At 60.7% G+C, this 19,707-nt stretch carries 15 protein-coding genes; 7 read left to right on the forward strand and 8 right to left on the reverse strand.

Going from position 1 to position 19,707, the window contains the following annotated elements:
• The first annotated feature begins 39 nt into the window (after positions 1–39).
• From xthA to AB5Y67_RS08250, 3 genes are all read left to right on the forward strand, one after another.
• Positions 40–846 carry an exodeoxyribonuclease III gene (xthA, locus tag AB5Y67_RS08240; RefSeq protein WP_199427247.1) on the forward strand — a complete coding sequence of 269 codons (807 nt, stop codon included), beginning with the start codon at positions 40–42 and terminating at the stop codon, positions 844–846.
• A gap of 397 nt (positions 847–1,243) precedes the next feature.
• Positions 1,244–2,443 (forward strand): efflux RND transporter periplasmic adaptor subunit, encoded by a 1,200-nt coding sequence (locus AB5Y67_RS08245; RefSeq protein ID WP_199427291.1) that lies wholly within the window; start codon positions 1,244–1,246, stop codon positions 2,441–2,443.
• Between the two features lie 9 nt (positions 2,444–2,452).
• The gene (locus tag AB5Y67_RS08250; protein WP_325793617.1) at positions 2,453–5,557 is read left to right on the forward strand and encodes a multidrug efflux RND transporter permease subunit; all 3,105 of its coding nucleotides are present in this window, start codon (positions 2,453–2,455) and stop codon (positions 5,555–5,557) included.
• A 60-nt stretch (positions 5,558–5,617) separates the two neighbouring features.
• Here AB5Y67_RS08250 and AB5Y67_RS08255 read toward each other — a convergent pair whose 3' ends face one another.
• From AB5Y67_RS08255 to AB5Y67_RS08265, 3 genes are all read right to left on the reverse strand, one after another.
• Positions 5,618–6,703 (reverse strand): HlyD family secretion protein, encoded by a 1,086-nt coding sequence (locus AB5Y67_RS08255; RefSeq protein ID WP_265775795.1) that lies wholly within the window; start codon positions 6,701–6,703, stop codon positions 5,618–5,620.
• Entirely contained in the window at positions 6,700–7,155 is a 456-nt protein-coding gene (locus AB5Y67_RS08260) for a hypothetical protein (protein ID WP_123172753.1), read from the reverse strand. The genes AB5Y67_RS08255 and AB5Y67_RS08260 overlap by 4 nt, the downstream gene beginning before the upstream one ends.
• A gap of 146 nt (positions 7,156–7,301) precedes the next feature.
• Entirely contained in the window at positions 7,302–8,486 is a 1,185-nt protein-coding gene (locus tag AB5Y67_RS08265) for an OmpP1/FadL family transporter (RefSeq protein ID WP_123172752.1), read from the reverse strand.
• Between the two features lie 392 nt (positions 8,487–8,878).
• Between AB5Y67_RS08265 and AB5Y67_RS08270 the strand changes: the two genes are divergently transcribed.
• The 4 genes from AB5Y67_RS08270 (at position 8,879) to AB5Y67_RS08285 (ending at position 14,731) form a co-directional block, all read left to right on the forward strand.
• Positions 8,879–9,379, forward strand: a complete 501-nt coding sequence (locus tag AB5Y67_RS08270) for a hypothetical protein (RefSeq protein WP_123172751.1) — start codon at positions 8,879–8,881, stop codon at positions 9,377–9,379.
• Between the two features lie 296 nt (positions 9,380–9,675).
• Positions 9,676–11,208, forward strand: coding sequence for an efflux RND transporter periplasmic adaptor subunit (locus AB5Y67_RS08275; protein WP_164461701.1), 1,533 nt, complete (start codon positions 9,676–9,678; stop codon positions 11,206–11,208).
• The gene (locus AB5Y67_RS08280; RefSeq protein WP_323924407.1) at positions 11,205–14,333 is read left to right on the forward strand and encodes an efflux RND transporter permease subunit; all 3,129 of its coding nucleotides are present in this window, start codon (positions 11,205–11,207) and stop codon (positions 14,331–14,333) included. The genes AB5Y67_RS08275 and AB5Y67_RS08280 overlap by 4 nt, the downstream gene beginning before the upstream one ends.
• 44 nt (positions 14,334–14,377) lie before the next feature.
• Positions 14,378–14,731, forward strand: coding sequence for a copper-binding protein (locus AB5Y67_RS08285; protein ID WP_123172749.1), 354 nt, complete (start codon positions 14,378–14,380; stop codon positions 14,729–14,731).
• 119 nt (positions 14,732–14,850) lie between these two features.
• Here the strand turns inward: AB5Y67_RS08285 and AB5Y67_RS08290 are convergent, their stop codons facing one another.
• The 5 genes from AB5Y67_RS08290 to AB5Y67_RS08310 form a co-directional block, all read right to left on the reverse strand.
• Positions 14,851–15,768, reverse strand: a complete 918-nt coding sequence (locus AB5Y67_RS08290) for an iron-siderophore ABC transporter substrate-binding protein (protein ID WP_150390542.1) — start codon at positions 15,766–15,768, stop codon at positions 14,851–14,853.
• Between the two features lie 83 nt (positions 15,769–15,851).
• Positions 15,852–16,655 carry an ABC transporter ATP-binding protein gene (locus AB5Y67_RS08295; protein ID WP_150389381.1) on the reverse strand — a complete coding sequence of 268 codons (804 nt, stop codon included), beginning with the start codon at positions 16,653–16,655 and terminating at the stop codon, positions 15,852–15,854.
• Positions 16,655–17,692, reverse strand: a complete 1,038-nt coding sequence (locus AB5Y67_RS08300; protein ID WP_199427250.1) for an iron chelate uptake ABC transporter family permease subunit — start codon at positions 17,690–17,692, stop codon at positions 16,655–16,657. The genes AB5Y67_RS08295 and AB5Y67_RS08300 overlap by 1 nt, the downstream gene beginning before the upstream one ends.
• Positions 17,693–17,699: 7 nt before the next feature.
• Positions 17,700–18,716: an iron ABC transporter permease gene (locus tag AB5Y67_RS08305; RefSeq protein ID WP_064341869.1), complete on the reverse strand. Its 1,017-nt coding sequence runs from the start codon at positions 18,714–18,716 to the stop codon at positions 17,700–17,702.
• 175 nt (positions 18,717–18,891) lie between these two features.
• Positions 18,892–19,695: a siderophore-interacting protein gene (locus AB5Y67_RS08310; RefSeq protein WP_064341868.1), complete on the reverse strand. Its 804-nt coding sequence runs from the start codon at positions 19,693–19,695 to the stop codon at positions 18,892–18,894.
• Between the last annotated feature and the right edge of the window lie 12 nt (positions 19,696–19,707).

The raw sequence follows: 19,707 nt of genomic DNA on the forward strand, positions 1-19,707 counted from the left end.
CCAATAGCCACTTATAAAAATGACATGAGCATCCCGGACATGAAGATTATCTCTTTCAATATCAACGGCCTGCGCGCCCGTCTGCACCAGCTGCAAGCCATCATCGACAAGCACCAGCCCGATGTGATCGGCCTGCAGGAGATCAAGGTGCACGATGAAGCCTTCCCGCTGGCCGATGTGGAGGCCATGGGCTATCACGTGGAGTTTCACGGCCAGAAGGCCCACTACGGGGTCGCCATCATGAGCAAGCAGAAGCCGGTCAAGGTGGAGAAAGGCTTCCCCACCGATGATGAAGAGGCCCAGCGCCGGATGATCATGGCCACCTTCGAACATGAAGACGGCTCTCTCATCAAGGTGATGAACGGCTACTTCCCGCAGGGTGAAAGTCAGGATCACGAGACCAAGTTCCCGGCCAAGCAGAAGTTCTACGAGGATCTGCAGCACTACCTCGAGACCAACCACACCCCGGACGACCAGCTGGTGCTGATCGGGGATATGAATATCTCCCCCACCGATCTCGACATCGGCATCGGCGAGGCAAACCGCAAACGCTGGCTGCGGGATGGCAAATGCTCCTTCCTGCCCATCGAGCGCGAATGGATGGAGCGACTGAAAGGGTTTGGCCTCACCGACACCTTCCGCGCCGCCAACCCCACCGAGTGCGAGCGTTTCTCCTGGTTTGACTACCGCTCCAAGGGCTTTGACGAGAACCGCGGCCTGCGCATCGACCTCATCATGGCCTCGGACGCCCTCAAGGACAAGGTGACCGAGACCGGTATCGACTACGAGCTGCGCGGCATCGAGAAACCCTCCGACCACGCCCCCATCTGGGCCTGCTTCGCCTGATGCGGCGCAAGATTAACCGATGAGCCGCGACGAATTCGTAAACTGTGAAGCGGCTCGCGGTTGCCTGCGATAAAAGGGCGTAAAAAACCCATCCAGACAAGGTGCCTTATGGCACCTTATTTTTTGCAGCAAGGAGTGGCTGGCGTGATACGGTTACGAAGAGCCCGGGCCCGGGATGAACATCCCCGAAGCCCCCCGCCCAAATCGGAAAAGTCAGACTTTTTTCGTCAATCGGCAACCCTAATTGTCACTTTGAGAAGGTTGTGTTCAAGGTTGCCGCCCTATCATCTCCCATTCCAATCATAAAGAAGTTGTTTTTTTAATCATGAAGTTAATGATGTATATGGAGAAACATGCTGAACGCAGCAGCCGAAATCGATCCAACAGGAGTGTGATGATGAAGGTGCCCAATGCCGGAAGAGAGGTTTACAAACGCAGCTTGCTGACCCTGGCGCTGATCAGTGGTCTGAGCGCCTGTGGCGGCGAAACGACCCAAACGGCCCAGACCATGCCCGCCGTCCCTGTGGTGGTCGCCGAGGTCAAGCTGACCGATGTGCCGCTCACCACCGAGATGGTGGGAGAGACCGCCGGTTTTCGCGAGATCGATGTGCGCTCCCGGGTCAGTGGCATCCTGCTCAAGCGCACTTATGTGGAAGGCCAGCCGGTTACCGCCGGTCAGGAGCTGTTTCTGATTGACCCTGAGCCCTACAAGGTGGCGCTGGAGCAGGCCAAAGGGACTTTGGCTCAGGAGCAGGCCCGTCTCAACAAGGCCCGTGCCGATCGGGATCGCATCATTCCCCTCTTCAAGCGTCAGGTGGTGAGTCGCAAGGACTATGACGACACCATCGCCAACTACGAAGCGGCCATCGCCAGCCATCAGGCCGCTCAGGCCAAGGTGAAAGAGGCGGAGCTCAACCTCAGCTACACCCAGGTGACCGCCCCCATCAACGGCATGGCGAGCAAGAGCTCCCAGTCCGAGGGGAGCCTTATCTCCACCAGCGGCGACAACGGCCTGCTCACTACCATCACCCAGTTTGATCCGCTCTACGTCAACTTCTCATACTCGGAGCAGGATCGCCTCAACTTCGAAAACTCGGTAAAGAAAGGGGTGATTGAGGCGAAGGATGCCACCACCTGGCGCACCCATATCCGTCTGGCCGATGGCTCCCTCTATCCGGAGGCGGGCAAGCTCAACTTCTCCGACAATCGGGTCGATCCCCAGACCGGTACCATCCGTGCCCGGGCCATCTTCGACAACAAGGACGGCGTACTGCTGCCGGGCCAGTTTGTCCGCATGACCATCGATCTGGGCACCCGCAAAAACGCCATCGTGGTGCCGCCGCGCGCCATCGTCCAGTCCCAGGCTGACCGCATGGTGATGGTGGTCGATGCCGAGAACAAGGTGATCCCCCGTCCGGTCAAACTGGGCCCGGTGGTCTCCGAGGGCGTGCTGATCGAGAGCGGCCTGCAGGCAGGTGAGCGCTATATCGTCGAAGGCTTGATGAAGGCCCGCCCCGGCGCCGTGGTGAAACCTGTCTCTGCCGACGAGATGAAGGCGATCACCGGCAAGGTGGTCAGCCAGTCTGCGGCCAAGTAAGGAGCCCGTATGTTTTCCAAGTTCTTCATAGAACGCCCCATCTTCGCCAGCGTGATTTCGATCATCATCGTGCTGGGCGGTTTGGCGGCGATGCGGGCGCTCCCCATCGAGCAATATCCCCAGATCACCCCGCCGGTGGTCTCGGTCACGGCGTTTTATCCGGGCGCAACCCCGGAGGTGATCTCCCAGACCGTGGCAGCGCCGCTGGAGCAGCAGATCAACGGCGTCGAGCGGATGATCTACATGCAGTCGGGGTCGGCCTCCAACGGCCAGATGAACCTCAACGTCTACTTCGAGATCGGCACCGATCCGGATCAGGCCACCATCAACGTCAACAACCGGGTCTCGGCCGCCATGGCCCAGCTGCCGGAAGAGGTGAAAAAGCAGGGAGTGACGGTCAAGAAGAAATCGACCTCCATCCTGCAGGTGGTCACCCTCCAGTCACCGAACGGCTCGTTTGATACCACCTATCTGTCGAACTACGCCCTGCTCAACATCATCGACGAGCTCAAGCGGATTCCCGGCATCGGTGATACCACTCTGTTTGGCGGTACAGACTATGCGATGCGCATCTGGCTGCGGCCGGATCGACTGGCCCAGCTCGAGCTCACCCCGAGCGACGTGATCGGCGCCATTCGCGAGCAGAACACCCAGTTCGCGGCGGGCAAGATCGGTGCCCAACCCACCACGGCTCCCATCGACTTCACCTACACAGTGCAGACCAAGGGGCGCCTTGAGGATGTGAAGGAGTTCCAGAACATCATCGTCCGCTCCATGCCCGATGGCTCCAAGATCCGGGTCCGCGATGTCGCTCGGGTCGAGCTGGGGGGCAAGGATTATGATCTGGTCGCCCGCGCCAACGGCAAACCGGCCATCGGTATCGCCACCTATCTGCAACCGGGCGCCAACGCCGTCGCGGTCGCCGATGCGGTACACGCCACCATGGAGCGACTCAAGGAGCGCTTCCCGCAGGATATCGAGTACCAGATCCCCTACGACACCACCGAGTTCGTGAAGATCTCCATCGAAGAGGTGGTACACACCCTGTTCGAGGCAATCGTACTGGTATTCGTGGTGGTCTACCTGTTCCTGCAAAACTTCCGCGCCACCCTGATCCCCTGTATCGCGGTGCCGGTGTCGCTCATCGGGACCTTCGCCGGCATGCTGGTGCTCGGTTTCTCCATCAACCTGCTGACCCTGTTCGGCATGGTGCTCGCCATCGGTATCGTGGTGGATGACGCCATCGTGGTACTCGAGAACGTCGAGCGGATCATGAGCGAGAAGAAGTGTTCGGCCAAAGAGGCTGCCATCCTCGCCATGCAGGAGGTCTCCGGTCCGGTGGTCGCCATCGTACTGGTGCTCTGCGCCGTGTTCCTGCCGGTCGCCTTTATGGGCGGCATGACCGGGGTGATGTACAAGCAGTTCGCCATCACGGTCGCGGTCTCGGTCGCCATCTCCGGTCTGGTGGCTCTGACTCTCTCTCCGGCCTTGTGCGCCGTGTTGCTCAAAGAGGGACACCACAAACCGGCCCGCTTCTTCGTCTGGTTCAACGAAAAATTTGACCAGCTGACCCGCGGCTATGTGCGGGGTGTGGCCTTCCTGAACCGTCGGGTGGGGGTCGCCTTTGCCATCATCGCCGTGCTGATCCTCTCCATCTACGGCCTCTTCCTGAAAGTGCCGGGCGAACTGGTACCGAACGAAGATCAGGGCTACCTCATCTCCGCCGTCATGCTGCCGGATGCCGCCGCGATGAGCCGGACCCAGGCGGTAGCGGATCAGTTCGACAAGATCGCCATGGCCAACCCCCATGTGAAGGATGTGATCACCTTCTCGGGCTTTGACATTCTCTCCAATGCCATCATCAGCAACAGCGGCATGACCTTCATTACCCTGAAGGACTGGAGCGAGCGTCAGGGGGCCGGACAGGACTCCTTCTCGCTGGCCAAGATCTTCCAGGGCTTGAGCCTGATGGGGCTGGCGGATGGCTTTGTCGCCTCCTTCAACCCGCCTCCCATTCAGGGGATGTCCACCACAGGTGGCCTTGAGGCCTATCTGCAGAACCGTGGCACCGGCAACGCCCAGGCCTTCTCAGGCGAAGTGCAGCGCTTCCTCGAAGCGGCCAGGGCGCGCCCGGAGTTTGCCAGCGTCACCAGCACCTACCGCGCCAACGTGCCACAGGTCTATCTGGATCTGGACCGCGAAAAAGCCAAGGCACTTGGGCTGCCGATCAACGCGGTGTTCGACACCATGCAGGCCACCTTCGGCCAGGTCTATGTCAACGACTTCAACCAGTTCGGCCGTACCTACCGGGTGCAGTTGCAGTCCGAGGCAGACTATCGCGCCAAGAAGAGCGACATCCGCAACGTCTATGTCCGCTCCGACAAGGGGGAGATGATCCCGCTCAGCAGTCTGGTGACGGTGCGTGATGCCACCGGCCCCGAACTGGTCGAACGCTTCAACATCTTCCAGGCCGCCAAGATCATGGCCCAGCCCGCCCCAGGCTACAGCTCGGGTCAGGCCATCGCCGCGCTGGAAGAGGTCGCCAATGAGGCTCTTGGCAACGACGCCAAGCTGGAGTGGACCGGCTCCGCCTATCAGGAGAAAGCGGCCGCAGGCAGTGCAGGCATGGCCTTTGGTTTCGGTATCGTGATGATCTTCCTCATTCTGGCCGCTCAGTATGAACGCTGGAGCCTGCCGTTTGCGGTGATCACCGCGGTACCGTTCGCCCTGTTCGGTGCCCTGCTCGCCACCTGGCTGGTGGGGCTGACCAACAACGTCTACTTCCAGATCGGGCTGGTGACCCTGGTCGGCCTTGCCGCCAAGAACGCCATCCTGATCGTGGAGTTCGCGGTGATGAAGCACGAAGAGGGGATGAGCCTCATCGAGTCGGCACTGGAGGCGGCGCGCCTGCGTTTCCGCCCCATCGTGATGACCTCGCTCGCCTTCATCCTCGGCTGTGTGCCGTTGGTCACCTCCAGCGGGGCCGGTGCGGCAAGCCGTCACGCCCTCGGCTGGCCGGTCATCGGCGGCATGCTGGCGGCCACCTTTATCGCCATCTTCTTTATCCCGCTCTTCTTCCGCCTCATCATGAGAGGATCGGAAAAAAGGGCCTGACTATTCCGGTAAAGCTCACCAAGCCCCTCCTTCACGGAGGGGCTTTTTTATGTCACTCCGTTACATCGCAAACAGATAGGCCTTCATCGCCTTGAGGCGTACGGTGGCGGCACCGATGATGTCGATAAAGCCAAGCAGCGGATGGGGTTTATGTGCCGAAATCCAGGCTGAGCCGGTTGCCCCAATTGGCAGGTCCACACCGTCCGGCGCCAGCATGTCGAGTACCACTGTCCGGCCATGGCTCGACATGTTGTTGCCCACATGCTGTCGTACATCTTGATCCCCCTGCGCAACACTCATCTGGGCCTCCCCCGTACCAGTCAGTACTGAGTGCACCCGTGCCCGAAAGATGCGCCCGGGATAGGCATCTACATAAAACTCGGCAAACTGGCCTGGTGCTATGTTGCGAAAACTCTGATCCGGAATGCGAAACTCCAGAAACTTGCGAGAAGTGTCGTATAGGTGCATGTTGCCGGTACGGGAACCGCTGGCAATATTGACTATCGAGACCTGACCATCAAACGGAGCCCTGATCACCTTCTCTTCATTCCGTCGCTCCTGCAAGGCCAGCTCTGTCTCTAGATTCAACACCTGAGCTTCAATCGCCTGAACCTTCGCTTCACTGGCACTCAGTTGCGCCAGATCGCCATCAATTTGGGTCTGCAGCTGGTCACGGCTCTGAATACTGGCAAAGTTACCCAACTGGGTCAGCCGAGCCAATTCCTTGTGATTGAGGTTCAGTCGTGACTGGATCGCTCGCTGCTGGCTTACCTCTGACGCCACCTGGGCATGCTGGGCGTCAATCTGATAGCTCAACGCCTGAGACTTACCGTTACTCTCCCAGTCCGCAAGACTATAAATGGGCTGACCACGCGCAACACGCTGATTATGCGCAACATAAATCTGATCTATCTGATGAAACTGGTTGATGCCTAGTAAGGGTCCCAACACCGCATGAGGTGCCTTGACCGTCGCTGAATCGGTAAAATCCACCGGAGCCAAATGGCGAGAGGTAGTCAACAAACCAAGCGCCAATAACGCGCCAATTGCGGTACTCCAAAAACCCGTTTTTAGGTTCCAAGGCAATATGTTCAGCTTGACCAGCAACCAGACGATCAGGATATAGGGCAGCAGGATCTCTTTCATGATGCCTCCCCCTGATGACGGCCACGTCGAATACCATGGCCGATAATAAGGCTCATCCGCTCGCTCAGCACATCCCAACGGGCAAAGGCGATGATGACGGCAAGCACCCACCAGGTCTTGTCGATAAACAGTCCGCACAAGGAGAGCGCAAACACCAGGGTGATATGCACCGACTCAGACACCTTGGCACGGTGCACAGCGATCTCATGCAGTTGCCACAGCAGATAGACCAGATAGAGGACCACATAGAGAGTGATCACAGTAATCACCCCCATAAAGATCTCGGAATCAAGCAGTACCATGATGGCTGGCAAAGCATGGTTGAACTTGGTCGCCTCAATTGGATCGATGTGGGCACCTTTCGAGAAGAAGACAACCAGAGCGACCGTGACCAATATAAACGTCAGGCGCCAAAGCCACCGCGCTAACGCAGAGGTTGATTGTGATGACATTTGATGTTGTTCCTTGAGTAACGGATGAGCAAACAAGTGGACCTCATGAGCCACCCAGCTAATAACGCGCATCAGGCTCGACCGGATCGGCGCGACGGGCAGGATGAAGAAGCCCCCAACCAGTGAAGGCTTGCAAGGCTCACAACTCAGAACTGGTGTTGCACACCGATGTTGAAGAAGTTCAGGTAGCTGTTGTTGTAGCTGCCGGACAAATGCGGGCGACCGATCCCGTCCTGATCCACCGGCATATCACCCAGCCAGGCCAGGGTATAGCTGGCTTCCACCTTGGTGGCTGGGCTCAACTGATAACTGGCCCCCAGCCCCCAGCGCCAACCAGAACCTACTGGAAGCATCACAGTACGGTACTCATCACTCACGGCACTACTGTCATAGCCTATTCCGCTGCTCAAACGCAGTGCAGGGGTGACATCAACCTGTGCCCCCAGGCTGGCATGCCATGTATCCTTGTAATTCATATCAATGGTTTGGCTGCCCATGGCAGATGCCACACCGATATCACCAAAACGGGACCACTGCTGCCAGTTGGCACTGGCCAGCAAGGCCCACTGGTCGTTGAGCTGGTGATAGCCACTTAGCGTAATGGTCTGCGGAATCATGATCTCGACCCCTAGACCTGCCACATCAGCACGTGGGAAGAGCTGATCTTCCAGCTCCCACTTCAGTTCGGAGAAGTAGCTCAAGCCGATACGGGAGTGCTGATCCAGCTCGTAAAGTACCCCGAAGGAGGCGCCATACGCCCAGTCGCTGTTGGAGAATTCCCGCCCTTCCCCCATCCCGGACGTCAGATCCACAGAGGCTTCCAGCGAACCATTCATGGCGATCAGGCTGGCTCCCACCGACCAATTTGAGTCAATGCGGTACGCCAGACTCGGAGCAAAGGCGATGCCGGTCAGCTTGGCCGACTGGGTATAACCACGACCATCCCAGCCATCGCCATAATCGATACCCAGACCGTGACTGCCAAAGACGCCGATACCTGCGACCCATTGATCGTCGATGGCATGAGTCAGATAGAGGCTGCCGAGCGGCGCGGTCTGCAGGGCATTTCCACCGTTGTTACCGCCGTTGTCCAGATCCAGCTCAAGGTCGCCGTATACCACACCGCCATTGACCTGCAACTGGGTACCTTCCAGTTTGGTCATACCGGCCGGGTTGCTTGCGATAGTATCTGCCCCTTGGGCACGGGCGGCAGACCCTGCGTTGGCCAGCGCACTGTTGGCAGTGCTGGTCTCGTAGAGGGCAAGGCCGCCAGCCATGGCTGATGGACTCAGCAAAGCGGCAAGCATCAGCGACAGCAGTCGTGGCTGCATTTCAATACTCCTGAATAGTGAACATTGTGAGCACCCGGCAAGGTGTGCTGCTCAAAAACACGGTTTGACTCTTTGATTGTCAGCATCCGGGAGACCTGCGGCTTTATACTGCTCGCTCATGGCGTCACGGGATGGATAAGGTCGGCAAGCACTCCTGCCGCAGTCATTTATGCCGGAGCAAAAGAGTGAACCATCACGCCATCGTGGTAACTGACAGGGGGCATCCTAACGGGATGAGGGGCATGCTTCATTAGGGTTTGGCATACGCAATGGTTAAGCATTGCTTAAATATCCGCCCCAACACAGCACCTCTATTACATCACCGGCGCCATTGACCTTCACCTCGTGGCAAGGTTTACAGTCCCGCCATCTGCTCCCGAAGGATGCCCGGATTGTCACTCACCCAGCTTGCTGCAAGATTGCCCTCTGTTGTTCTGGCCCGGCTATTGCTGGCGCTGCTGCTCGTCTGCAATCTGACTCTCTGCATCAGCTGGCATGGTTCTCCCCTCTCCTCCGAGCCGACCCCAAGCAGCGCCCAGTCGATGGTGATGTTCGATTCATCCATGGTGATGGCGGATGGCGATATCTCTCATGCAATGCCCGCGATGGATCACCCGGGCGATGTCATGCCTCTCTCCTGCCATCAGGGAGACGAGGGGTCAGCCATGGGCGATGAGTGCCAGATGCAGACAGGCATCAATGCCCCCTCCTTCGGCGCGATGACTCTGCTGGGTGTACTGGTCGCTCTGCTGCTCTTTCCCTTGCTACTTGGCAACAACATCGCAGCGTCACTGCTTGATAACTGGTTGCGGGATCCCTTCCTGCGATCGCGCGGTACTCACCCTCCCTCCTGGCCGCGCCGACATCTGATGCTGTCGGTGTTACGCCACTAGAAAGTCCTTCTCTTGCGGCACAGGCAAGCTTCAACTTGCCCGTTCTCTGCCGCCTTGCCTGACCCTGTGCCCCGGCCAAACCGGTCCGCTCACAGGGAGCCGTGCGCACTGATACAGTTGCGCCCCGTTTGCCGCCAGCCCCTTTGGTGATGCCTTGCACCTCACCCGACCGGCGGCCTGCAAAAGAGAAGACGTATTATGTCACCAGCCCACTTTTCACCGTCCAAGGTTTCTGCCTTCGCGGGCGCATTACCCTCCTGCACTTTCTGCATGCAGATCCTCGCCGGAGGCCAGTCATGAACAAGACCGTCCTGATGTCGGCCCTGCTACTTGCCCTTGGAGCTGGTGGCGGCTACTGGGCCGCCAAACAGATCTCCGATGGCGCAAGCGCCAAAGCAAAGACCCCACTTTACTGGGTCAACCCCATGGATCCCCGCGACAAGCGCGACGGCCCGGCCAAGGACAACATGGGGATGGACTTTATCCCCGTCTATGAGGAACAAAAAAACGGCTCGCCGGGCACCGTCACCATCAGCCCCGAGATCCAGCAGAACCTGGGGGTGCGACTGGCTAAGGTCGAGCGACTGCCAATCCACCAGCAGATCGAGACGGTGGGCTATGTCGGTTATGACGAGGACAGGCTGGAGGCGATCAACGCCCGCATGGCAGGCTGGATCCGCACCCTCGCCATCAAGAGCGAGGGGCAGAGGGTCACCAAGGGGAGCCTTATTTACGAGCTCTACGCGCCGGATCTGGTCAACGCCCAGCACGAGTACCTGCTGGCCCTCAACACGGCCAACCCCCTGCTGCTGCGCGCCGCCGAGGGCAAGCTCAAGTCCCTGCAGGTACCGGCAGATCAAATCTCAGCCCTCAAGCGCAGCCGTCAGGTGCGCGAAACCATCAGCATTTACGCCCCCAGCAGCGGTTATGTCTCCGAGCTCAAGGTGCGCGAGGGCCAGTATGTGGAGCCCGCTGCGGCGCTCTTTAACATCAGCACCCTCCAGCAGGTATGGGTCAGTGCCGAGGTGTTCGAGCGTCAAGCCGCCCAGCTGAAAGTGGGGGATCCGGTCACCATGACTCTCGACTATGCCCCCGGTCGCAGTTGGCAAGGTAAGGTGGATTACCTCTACCCGACCCTCGATGCCGCTACTCGTACCCTCAAGGTGCGACTGCGCTTTGACAACCCGGACGAGTTTTTGAAACCCAATATGTTTGCCAAGGTGAGCATTCGCACCGGGCAGGGAGAGTCGCAATTGGTGGTGCCGAGCGAAGCGGTGATCCGCACCGGCAGTCAGGATCGGCTGGTGCTGGCGTTGGGGGATGGCAACTTCAAGTCGGTCGCCGTCACTCTCGGCCCCCAGTTTGGCGACAAGGTTGCCATCAAGGCGGGGGTGGAAGCGGGTGACAACATCGTCAGCTCGGCCCAGTTCCTGCTCGACTCCGAGTCGGCCATCGATTCGGACTTCCAGCGCATGACGGCAGTGCGCCCCGCCCAGGTGTGGACTCAGGGCGAGGTTGAAAGCATCGATCTGGCCAACCGTACCCTGATGGTCTCCCACCAGCCCATCCCCGAGTGGCAGTGGCCCGCCATGGAGATGGAGTTCACCGTCGCCGACGGTGTGGACATCAGCAAGCTGGCCGAAGGGCAGACCTTGCACCTGCAAGTGATACAGGAGGGGGATGAGTACCGCATCACCACCATCCATCAGGGGAAGGTACCCGCTACTGACGGCGAAGCCAAGCCTGCAACGGATGAGATGGAGAAGATGGAAGGCATGGACCATAGCCAGCATCAGATGACGATGCCCGAGGTGGAGAAGAAGTCATGATCCCGTCGATTATTCGCTGGTCAATCGGCAACCGCTTTCTGGTGCTGTTATTGACCCTCATACTCACCGCCTGGGGGCTCTGGTCGGTCAAGCAAACCCCGGTGGACGCCCTGCCGGATCTCTCCGACGTACAGGTGATCATCAAGACCTCCTATCCGGGCCAGGCGCCCCAGGTGGTGGAAGATCAGGTGACCTACCCGCTCACCACCGCCATGCTGGCGGTGCCGGGGGCCACCACGGTGCGCGGCTACTCCTTCTTCGGCGACTCCTTCGTCTATGTGCTGTTTGACGACAACACAGATCTCTACTGGGCCCGCGCCCGGGTGTTGGAGTATTTGAGCCAGGTTGCGCCCAATCTGCCCGCCTCCGCCCGCCCCCAGCTCGGCCCGGACGCCACCGGAGTGGGCTGGGTATACCAGTACGCGCTGGTGGACAAAACCGGCAAGCATGACCTCAGCCAGCTCACCTCCCTGCAAAACTGGTTCCTCAAGTACGAGTTGCAGACGGTGGAGGGGGTCTCCGAGGTCGCCACCGTCGGCGGCATGGTGCGCCAGTATCAGGTGCGGGTCGACCCGGACAAGCTGCGCGCCTACGGCATCCCGCTCTCCCTTATCGAGACCGCCATCAAGCAAGGCAATCAGGAGACCGGCGCCTCCGTCATCGAGATGGCGGAAGCGGAGTACATGGTGCGCTCGAATGGCTATCTGAAGAGCGTGGAGGATCTGAAGCAGATCCCGCTCGGCACCAATGTGCGCGGCGCCCCGCTGCTGCTGGGGGATGTGGCAGATGTGGTCACCGGCCCCCAGATGCGGCGCGGCATCGCCGAGCTCAACGGTGAAGGGGAAGTGGTGGGCGGCATCATAGTGATGCGCTATGGCGAGAATGCCCAGCACACCATAGACGGGGTCAAGGCACGGCTCGCCCAGCTGAAAAGCAGCCTGCCGGAAGGAGTAGAGATCGTCACCGTCTATGATCGCTCCGACCTTATCCAGCGCGCCATCGACAACCTCTCCGGCAAGCTGGTGGAGGAGTTCGCCGTGGTGGTGCTGGTCTGTCTGGCCTTCCTGTTCCACCTGCGCTCGTCGCTGGTGGTGGTCATCTCCTTGCCCATCGCCATCCTGACCGCCTTTATCGTGATGCACCTGCAGGGGATCAACGCCAACATCATGTCGCTCGGGGGCATCGCCATCGCCATCGGCGCCATGGTGGATGGCGCCATCGTGATGATCGAGAACGTCCACAAGCATATGGAGCGGGAGGCGCTCACCGACAAGAACCGCTGGCGCATCATCACCGAGGCGAGCATAGAGGTGGGGCCCGCCATCTTCTTCTCCCTGCTGATCATAACCATCAGCTTCCTGCCGGTGTTCGCGCTGGAGGCGCAGGAGGGGCGGATGTTCCACCCGCTCGCCTACACCAAGACCTATGCCATGGCGGCCGCGGCCGGGCTCGCCATCACGCTGGTGCCGGTGATCATGGGCTACTTTATCCGTGGCAAGGTGCTGGCCGAGCAGGCCAATCCGCTCAACCGCTGGCTAAGCCAGGGCTATGTGCCACTGCTGAAAGCCGTGCTGTCCCGTCCGAAAACCACTCTGGCTGTCGCCGCCGTAGTGACTGTGGCGGGCTTCTGGCCGCTCAAGTACTTGGGCTCCGAGTTTATTCCGCCGCTGGACGAGGGGGACATCATGTATATGCCCACCACCGCAGCCAATATCTCGGTGGGCAAGGCGCGGGAGATTTTGCAGCAGACCGACAAGCTTATTCGTACCGTGCCCGAGGTGCAAAACGTGTTCGGCAAGGCGGGTCGAGCCGAGACCGCTACCGACCCCGCCGATCTGGTGATGATGGAGACCAGCATCCAGCTCAAGCCCCGCGACCAGTGGCGCCCAGGCATGACCCCGGAGAAGCTCAAGGAGGAGCTCGACTCCCTCATCCGTTTCCCCGGCCTCACCAACGCCTGGGTGCCCCCCATCAAGACCCGCATCGACATGCTGGCTACCGGCATCAAGACCCCGGTGGGTATCAAGATAGCGGGGCCAGATCTCAAGGTGATCCAGCAGCTCGGCCAGCAGCTGGAGCAGATCGTTGGCAAGGTGGAGGGCGCCTCATCGGTCTACGCCGAGCGGGTGGCGGGTGGCCGCTACGTCAAGGTGGATATCGACCGACTGAAAGCGGCCCGTTACGGCCTCAACATAGCCGATGTGCAGGCGGTGCTCGCCACCGCAGTGGGCGGCATGGAGGTGGGCCAGACCATCGAGGGGCGCGAGCGCTATCCCATCAACCTGCGCTACCCCCAGAGCTATCGTGACTCGGTGGCGAGCCTCGAGCTGCTGCCGGTGGTCACTCCGAGTGGCGCGCGTATCGCGCTGGCGGACGTGGCCCGGGTTTACATCAGCGATGAGGCCCCCATGCTGCGCAGTGAAAACGCGCGCCTCAACGGTTGGGTCTACGTCGATATTCGCGGCCGCGATATCGGCTCTTTTGTAGCTGAGGCCAAGGCAGAGGTGGGCAAGCAGCTGGTGCTGCCGGCGGGCTACGCCCTCACATGGTCTGGCCAATACGAGTACATGGAACGAGCCAAGGCGCGCCTCGCCTACGTGGTGCCGCTCACGGTCGCCATTATCGTGCTGCTGCTCTATCTGGCGTTTCGCCGCGTTCAGGAGGTGCTGCTCATTCTCACCACCTTGCCGCTGGCGGTGGTGGGGGGGATCTGTACCCTCTGGCTGCTCGATTTCAATCTCTCGGTGGCGGTCGGGGTGGGCTTTATCGCTCTGGCGGGGGTGGCGGTGGAAACAGGCGTCCTGATGCTGGTCTACCTCAACCACGCCTGGGATGACCTCGTGGCCTGTGGCAAGCCGGACAAGGCGGGCCTGCACCGGGCGGTGATCCACGGCGCCGCCCTGCGCCTGCGTCCCAAGATGATGACGGTGGTGACCATTATCGCCGGCCTCTTGCCCATCATGTGGAGCCACGGCACCGGCTCCGAGGTGATGCAGCGCATCGCCGCCCCCATGATCGGCGGCATGGTGAGCGCGCTGGTGCTGACCCTCTTGGTGCTGCCAGCGGCCTATTACCTGTGGCGCAGCCGAAGCCTTGGCAAGAGCGCGAACCCGCAATCCGAATAACCCGATTTCACGATCCATATTGACTGAACGATGAGGAAACCATCATGAACTACAAGGCGCTGACCCTGACATTGCTGCTTGGCCTTGCCACCCAGACCAACCTGCAAGCAGAAGAGATGATGCACCATGAAGGGCACGATATGAGTCAGACGGGTGAGATGAGCGAACAGGCCGCAATGGTGATGACCAAGGGGGTCATTACCCGCCTCGATGAGGGGAGCGGCAAAGTCGGCATCAAGCACGAGGCGATCGAGAATCTCAAGATGCCCCCCATGACCATGGTCTTTCGAGTGGCAGATCCGGCCCAGCTCAAAGGGCTCAAGGTGGGGGATGCCATCCACTTTCATGCCGAAAGCCAGAGCGGCAAGCTCACAGTGACAGCCATCCAGCCGCAATAAACGGCTCTGGCTCGCCGAAAAGGTCACGATAGACAGTGACAACGCAAGAGGGAGGCATCAGCCTCCCTCTTCTTTTGATCAACCTGTTCGTGTGGTCAACCTCTGGCGCGCGATAGCACTCAGCTGCGGGTTGCCAGCAACTGCTCCACATCCTCGATCACCTTGAGGGCCGCCTGCGGGCCGCCGCTGGAGGTCCAGAGCGACCCGTCCACGGCGCCAAAGCGCTTGGCCTTGATCACCGGCAGCTGCTGGAACGCCGGGGTCTGCTCCGCCTGACGCATGGCATCCACCGCATCACCGCTGGCACTCAGAGTGCCGACCACCAGCCAGTCGGCATCCAGCAGATTGAGGGACTCCAGACTCAGCGCCGGTGAGTGGGGTGCGCCAGTGCCCTGCTGCTTGCTTGGGCGTACCAGCCCCATCGACTCCACTACGCTGCTGGCAAAGGTGCCCTGATACATGAAGCTCGGCCCCTTGGGGTTCCAGCGCACTATGCTGATGCTCTCCCCCTGATGCTTGGCCAGCTTGCTGCGGGCCTGAGTCAGCCGCTCGGCATACTGCAGCAAGAAAGTATCCCCTTGCTGGTCGCGGTTGAGGGTGTGGGCGGTGCGGCGGAAGCTATCCTGCCACGGCTCACCCCACTTGCTGGTCACCACGGTCGGCGCGATCTCCCCCAGCAAGGTCAGCAGCTCGGGACGGGTCTGGCCGGTCAGGATAAGGTCGGGCTCCAGCGCAATCAGCGACTCCAGATTGGGGCTGTCGAGATCACCGATCACCTGGATCCCCATGCCCGCCTTGTTCAGCAAATAGCGAGGCAAGGTGGGTTGACCACGGCCATTGACGGCACCGATGGGGGTCAGCCCCAGGGTCAGGGTGCTGTCGAGTTCGAGCTCGCTCAGCACCACCACCCGCTGTGGCTGGACTGGCACCTGCACCTTCTGGCCAAACGCATCGGTCACTTCACGCATATCCTGCGCCTCAACCAGCGGCGCGGCCAGCATCAGGATGGCTGCTGCCAGGGCGGCAAAACGCTTCATCATTTCACTCCTTCTCGTTGCACGGCCCGGATAATCGGCCGCGTGAATACACTCGGTGGGCCCACAGAGCAGGTCCATATGACTCAACTCGCCGAACGCAGGGTGCGGCCATGTTCGTGGCGACGGGGAACGATAATGGGCGCCCCGTCGCCGGGGGCATGCAGAATGTCAACACTGGTGTGGTAGAGCCGGTCGATTAGATCCTTGGTCACCACCTCCCGGGCCGGGCCGATGGCGGCAATGGTCCCCTCGCCGATGGCGATCAGCTCGTCACAATAGCGGGCCGCCATCGCCAGATCGTGGATCACCAGCAGCACGGTTTTGCCCTCGGCAGTGATGCGGTGGATTGCCTCCATCACCTCGGTCTGGTGACCGATATCGAGGGCGCTGGTGGGCTCGTCGAGCAGCACCATGTCGCTGTCCTGCGCCAGGATCATCGCAAGCCAGGCCCGCTGCGCCTGCCCGCCGGAGAGGGACGCGGCGCTCTGCTGCCAGATGCTTTCAAGCTGCATCCGCTCGCAGGCGCTGCGCACCATGCGGGCATCCTCCTCGCCCCACTGATTGAACCAGCCCTGATGGGGGTGGCGGCCATACTGCACCAGCTGCTCCACCAGAATGCCGGCAGGCAGGGTTGGCCGCTGGGGCAGATAGGCGAGCTCCCGCGCCAGCCCCTTCATGGGGTAGCTGGCAAGCGGCTTGCCCTTGAGCAGGATCTCGCCGCGTTGGGCTTTCATCTGGCCGGATAGCAGCTTGAGCAGGGTCGATTTGCCGCAGCCGTTGGGGCCGACGATCCCCACCAGCTTGCCCCTCGGCACGCTGAAAGAGATATCCCGCAAAATGGGGGTCTGCTGATAGGCGAAATGGAGGCGATTTACGGTGAGCGTCATCAGTCAGCCCTCTGGCGATCGTTAACAAGAAGAAACAGCAGCAACAGGCCGCCGAGAATGCGGGTCATGATGCCGGTCGCCACCTCGTGGGGGCTGGCCAGCACCCGAACCAGGGTATCGCTGGCAAGCAGCAACAGGGCGCCGCTGAGTGCCGCCAGCCAGAGTGGCACCACCCGGTCTTTCACCAGCCAGGAGGCAAGAATGGGGGCCGCCATGGCGATAAAGACCACGGGACCGCCGATGGCTGTGCCGAGCGCCGCCACCAGAATGGCCTGCGCCAGAATGTCCAGTTGCACCCGATCGCCGTTGACGCCAAGCCCTCTGGCCATCTCGGGGCCAAAGCGCAGCACCGCCAGCGAGCGGGAGAGATAGACGATCCACGGGCAGAACACCAGCAACAGAATGGCAATCGGGGTGATGGTGCTGTAACCCACGGCGATAAAGCTGCCCATGTTCCACAGATAGAGGGAGCTCAAGTGCAGCAAAGCCTGGGTGGACATCACAAACTGGCCGAGCGCCTCGAACAGCTCGGAGAGGCCGATACCGATCACCACGAACAGATAGCCCTGCTCACCCGGTTTGCGGCAGAGGGCATAGAGCACCAGCGCCGCGAAGATGGCGCCGATGGGGGCCGCCCACCAGGGCCAGCTGCCCACGGTCAGGTAGAGGGAGAAGACGATGATGGCAAGGGATGCGCCGTTGCTGACCCCCACCATATCGGGAGTAGCCAGCCGATTGCGCACCAGAGTTTGTACCAGACAGCCCGAGAGCCCCATGGCCGCCCCCGCCACCACCACCCCAAGGATGCGCGGCAGCCGGATCTTGAACAGGGTGAGCTGCTCAAGCCGGGTCCCCTCCCCCAGCAGGGTGTTGACCACCCCGGCCAAGCCGAGTTTGCCGCCGCCAACGCTCAGGGCCAGCAGAGCAAGCGCCAGCAGCGCCATGGCCAGCAGAGCCAGCCAACGCCAGCTCGGCAGATGGATCAGCAAAGAGCGGTTGCCGGCCCGCAGGCAGAGCATATCGGTAGGTGTGCGCATCAGCCCCTCACTTGACAGTCAGCAGGGTACGAAAGCCCCCGCGATGAACAATGGTGATCAGTACAGGCGCGCCAATCAGGGCCAGAATAACCCCGTTGGGCAGCTCGAACGGCTGGATCAGCCAGCGCGCCAGAATGTCGGCCAACAGCAGAAACAGCATGCCGAACAGAGCGGAGAAACAGACCTGCACCGACAGCTTTACCGGTTCCACCAGTCGGCCACAGTAGGCAGCCAGAAAGCCGACAAAGCCGATGGGGCCGGCGATGGCGATGGCACTGGCGGTAAACAGGGTGGCGGCCAGCAGCACGCCAATCCGCACCCGGTTGGGGCGGATCCCGAGCGCCTGGGCCTGACTATCCCCCATCTGCATCAGGGTCAGCTGGCGACAGAGCAGCAAGGTGATGACAAACGCCGCCAGCACGAAGGGCAGTACGGCAATGATGGCATCGAGATTGGCCGCCGACAGGGAGCCGAGGCTCCAGAAGCGGTACTGCTCCAGCACCATCTTGTTGGAGAGCAGCAAAAAGCTGGAGAGACCGCCGAAGGTGGCGGAGAGCGCCACCCCGACCAGAATGAGCTTGAGGGGGTTGGAGCGGCCAATCATCATGCCGAGCCCCAGCACAATCACGTTGCCGAGCAGCGCGCCTAGTCCTGCCCAGAGCAGATAGCCGTAGGCGGACTCCACCCCGAACCAGGTGAGCCCCACCACCAGCGCAAAGACGGCCCCGGCGTTGACCCCGAGCAGGCCGGGCTCCGCCAGCGGATTGCGGGTCGCGCTCTGCAACAAGGAGGCCGCCAGAGATAAAGAGGCACCGACCACCATGGCACAGAGGGTGCGCGGCAGTCGCAAGGTATTGAGCACCATGGCAAGCTTCTCGTCACTCGCCCAAGGCGCGTAATCCATAAGGTAGCCGAACACCTCGCGGGCACCATAAACACCCGCACCGGTGGCGAGCGAGAGGCAAAAAAGCGTGCAGAGAAGGAACAATGCCAGCCAGAACAGAGGGGTCTGGTACTTAACCACCCTTTACGACTCCTTGCGTTGGGTCTGACAACATGCAGCCAAACCGACGTGAAAACAGGGCACTCTTGTGTCAACGGAAATAAAAACGCCGCCCGGACGAATACCCAGACGGCGCAATACTAAATGCAAATCATTTTTATTTGCAAGGGTGAATCAGGTATTCTTTCGCATCCGCTTAATTATCCATCACATCGTGACGGGTCTGGTGATAGGCCTCTTCACTCTTGCCCCGGCGCCAGTACGGCACGGCGTAGAGCGACTGACGATCCACCTCGAGCACGGAACGAAAATGGCGGCGCAGCGGCAGCACCAGCGCCTCTTCCCCACCCAGCCAGAAGAAGCCACCATCGCGCACCAGCGGCAGAGCAATCACATGCTCCAGCAGGCCGCTGGACTCGGGCTCGCCGACAAACCAGTGACAGCGCACCCCGACCGGTAGTGTCAACGGCTGAGCATCGGCCTGATCCGGCACCAGAATCGCAATTTCCCCTCTGGCATCGGCAGGCATCACCTCACACATCGCCATGATGGCGGGCAAGGCGGTGAGATCCCCTACCAGACAGTAGTGATCGGCCGGTTGCAGCATGGGGTTGGGACCACCCGGCCCGGAGAGGATCACCTTCTCTCCCGGCTTGGCATGGGTAGCAAAGGCGCTGGCGGGCCCGCCGTCACCGTGCAGCACGAAGTCGATATCAATTTCCTGCTCATCACGGCGAAACGCGCGGATGGTGTAGGTGCGGATCACCGGCTTGTCAGCCGGGTCACTCCAGCGCGGGCCGCTCGGGGTCATGGCAGGCAGCACCGGCTCTACCTGATGGGGCTGGGCCAGCATCACCTTGATATGGGCCCCACCGCAGGTAAAGGGATAGTCAGCCAACTCGCTGCCACCAAAGGTGATGCGACACAAATGGGGGGTGATCTGGGTAATGGCTTTGACAGTCAGCAGACGGGGACGATTGGGAGGCAGAGATGGGGACACGATGGGGCTCCT

Source organism: Aeromonas sp. s12 (assembly GCF_040907925.1).
Lineage (GTDB): Bacteria > Pseudomonadota > Gammaproteobacteria > Enterobacterales > Aeromonadaceae > Aeromonas > Aeromonas veronii.

What these genes read in the sequence shown, in the direction of transcription:
- xthA (WP_199427247.1), top strand. Translation starts at nt 40, where the DNA reads ATGAAGATTATCTCTTTCAATATCAACGGCCTGCGCGCCCGTCTGCAC.
- AB5Y67_RS08245 (WP_199427291.1), top strand. Translation starts at nt 1,244, where the DNA reads ATGAAGGTGCCCAATGCCGGAAGAGAGGTTTACAAACGCAGCTTGCTG.
- AB5Y67_RS08250 (WP_325793617.1), top strand. Translation starts at nt 2,453, where the DNA reads ATGTTTTCCAAGTTCTTCATAGAACGCCCCATCTTCGCCAGCGTGATT.
- AB5Y67_RS08255 (WP_265775795.1), bottom strand. Translation starts at nt 6,703, where the DNA reads ATGAAAGAGATCCTGCTGCCCTATATCCTGATCGTCTGGTTGCTGGTC.
- AB5Y67_RS08260 (WP_123172753.1), bottom strand. Translation starts at nt 7,155, where the DNA reads ATGTCATCACAATCAACCTCTGCGTTAGCGCGGTGGCTTTGGCGCCTG.
- AB5Y67_RS08265 (WP_123172752.1), bottom strand. Translation starts at nt 8,486, where the DNA reads ATGCAGCCACGACTGCTGTCGCTGATGCTTGCCGCTTTGCTGAGTCCA.
- AB5Y67_RS08275 (WP_164461701.1), top strand. Translation starts at nt 9,676, where the DNA reads ATGAACAAGACCGTCCTGATGTCGGCCCTGCTACTTGCCCTTGGAGCT.
- AB5Y67_RS08280 (WP_323924407.1), top strand. Translation starts at nt 11,205, where the DNA reads ATGATCCCGTCGATTATTCGCTGGTCAATCGGCAACCGCTTTCTGGTG.
- AB5Y67_RS08285 (WP_123172749.1), top strand. Translation starts at nt 14,378, where the DNA reads ATGAACTACAAGGCGCTGACCCTGACATTGCTGCTTGGCCTTGCCACC.
- AB5Y67_RS08290 (WP_150390542.1), bottom strand. Translation starts at nt 15,768, where the DNA reads ATGAAGCGTTTTGCCGCCCTGGCAGCAGCCATCCTGATGCTGGCCGCG.
- AB5Y67_RS08295 (WP_150389381.1), bottom strand. Translation starts at nt 16,655, where the DNA reads ATGACGCTCACCGTAAATCGCCTCCATTTCGCCTATCAGCAGACCCCC.
- AB5Y67_RS08300 (WP_199427250.1), bottom strand. Translation starts at nt 17,692, where the DNA reads ATGCGCACACCTACCGATATGCTCTGCCTGCGGGCCGGCAACCGCTCT.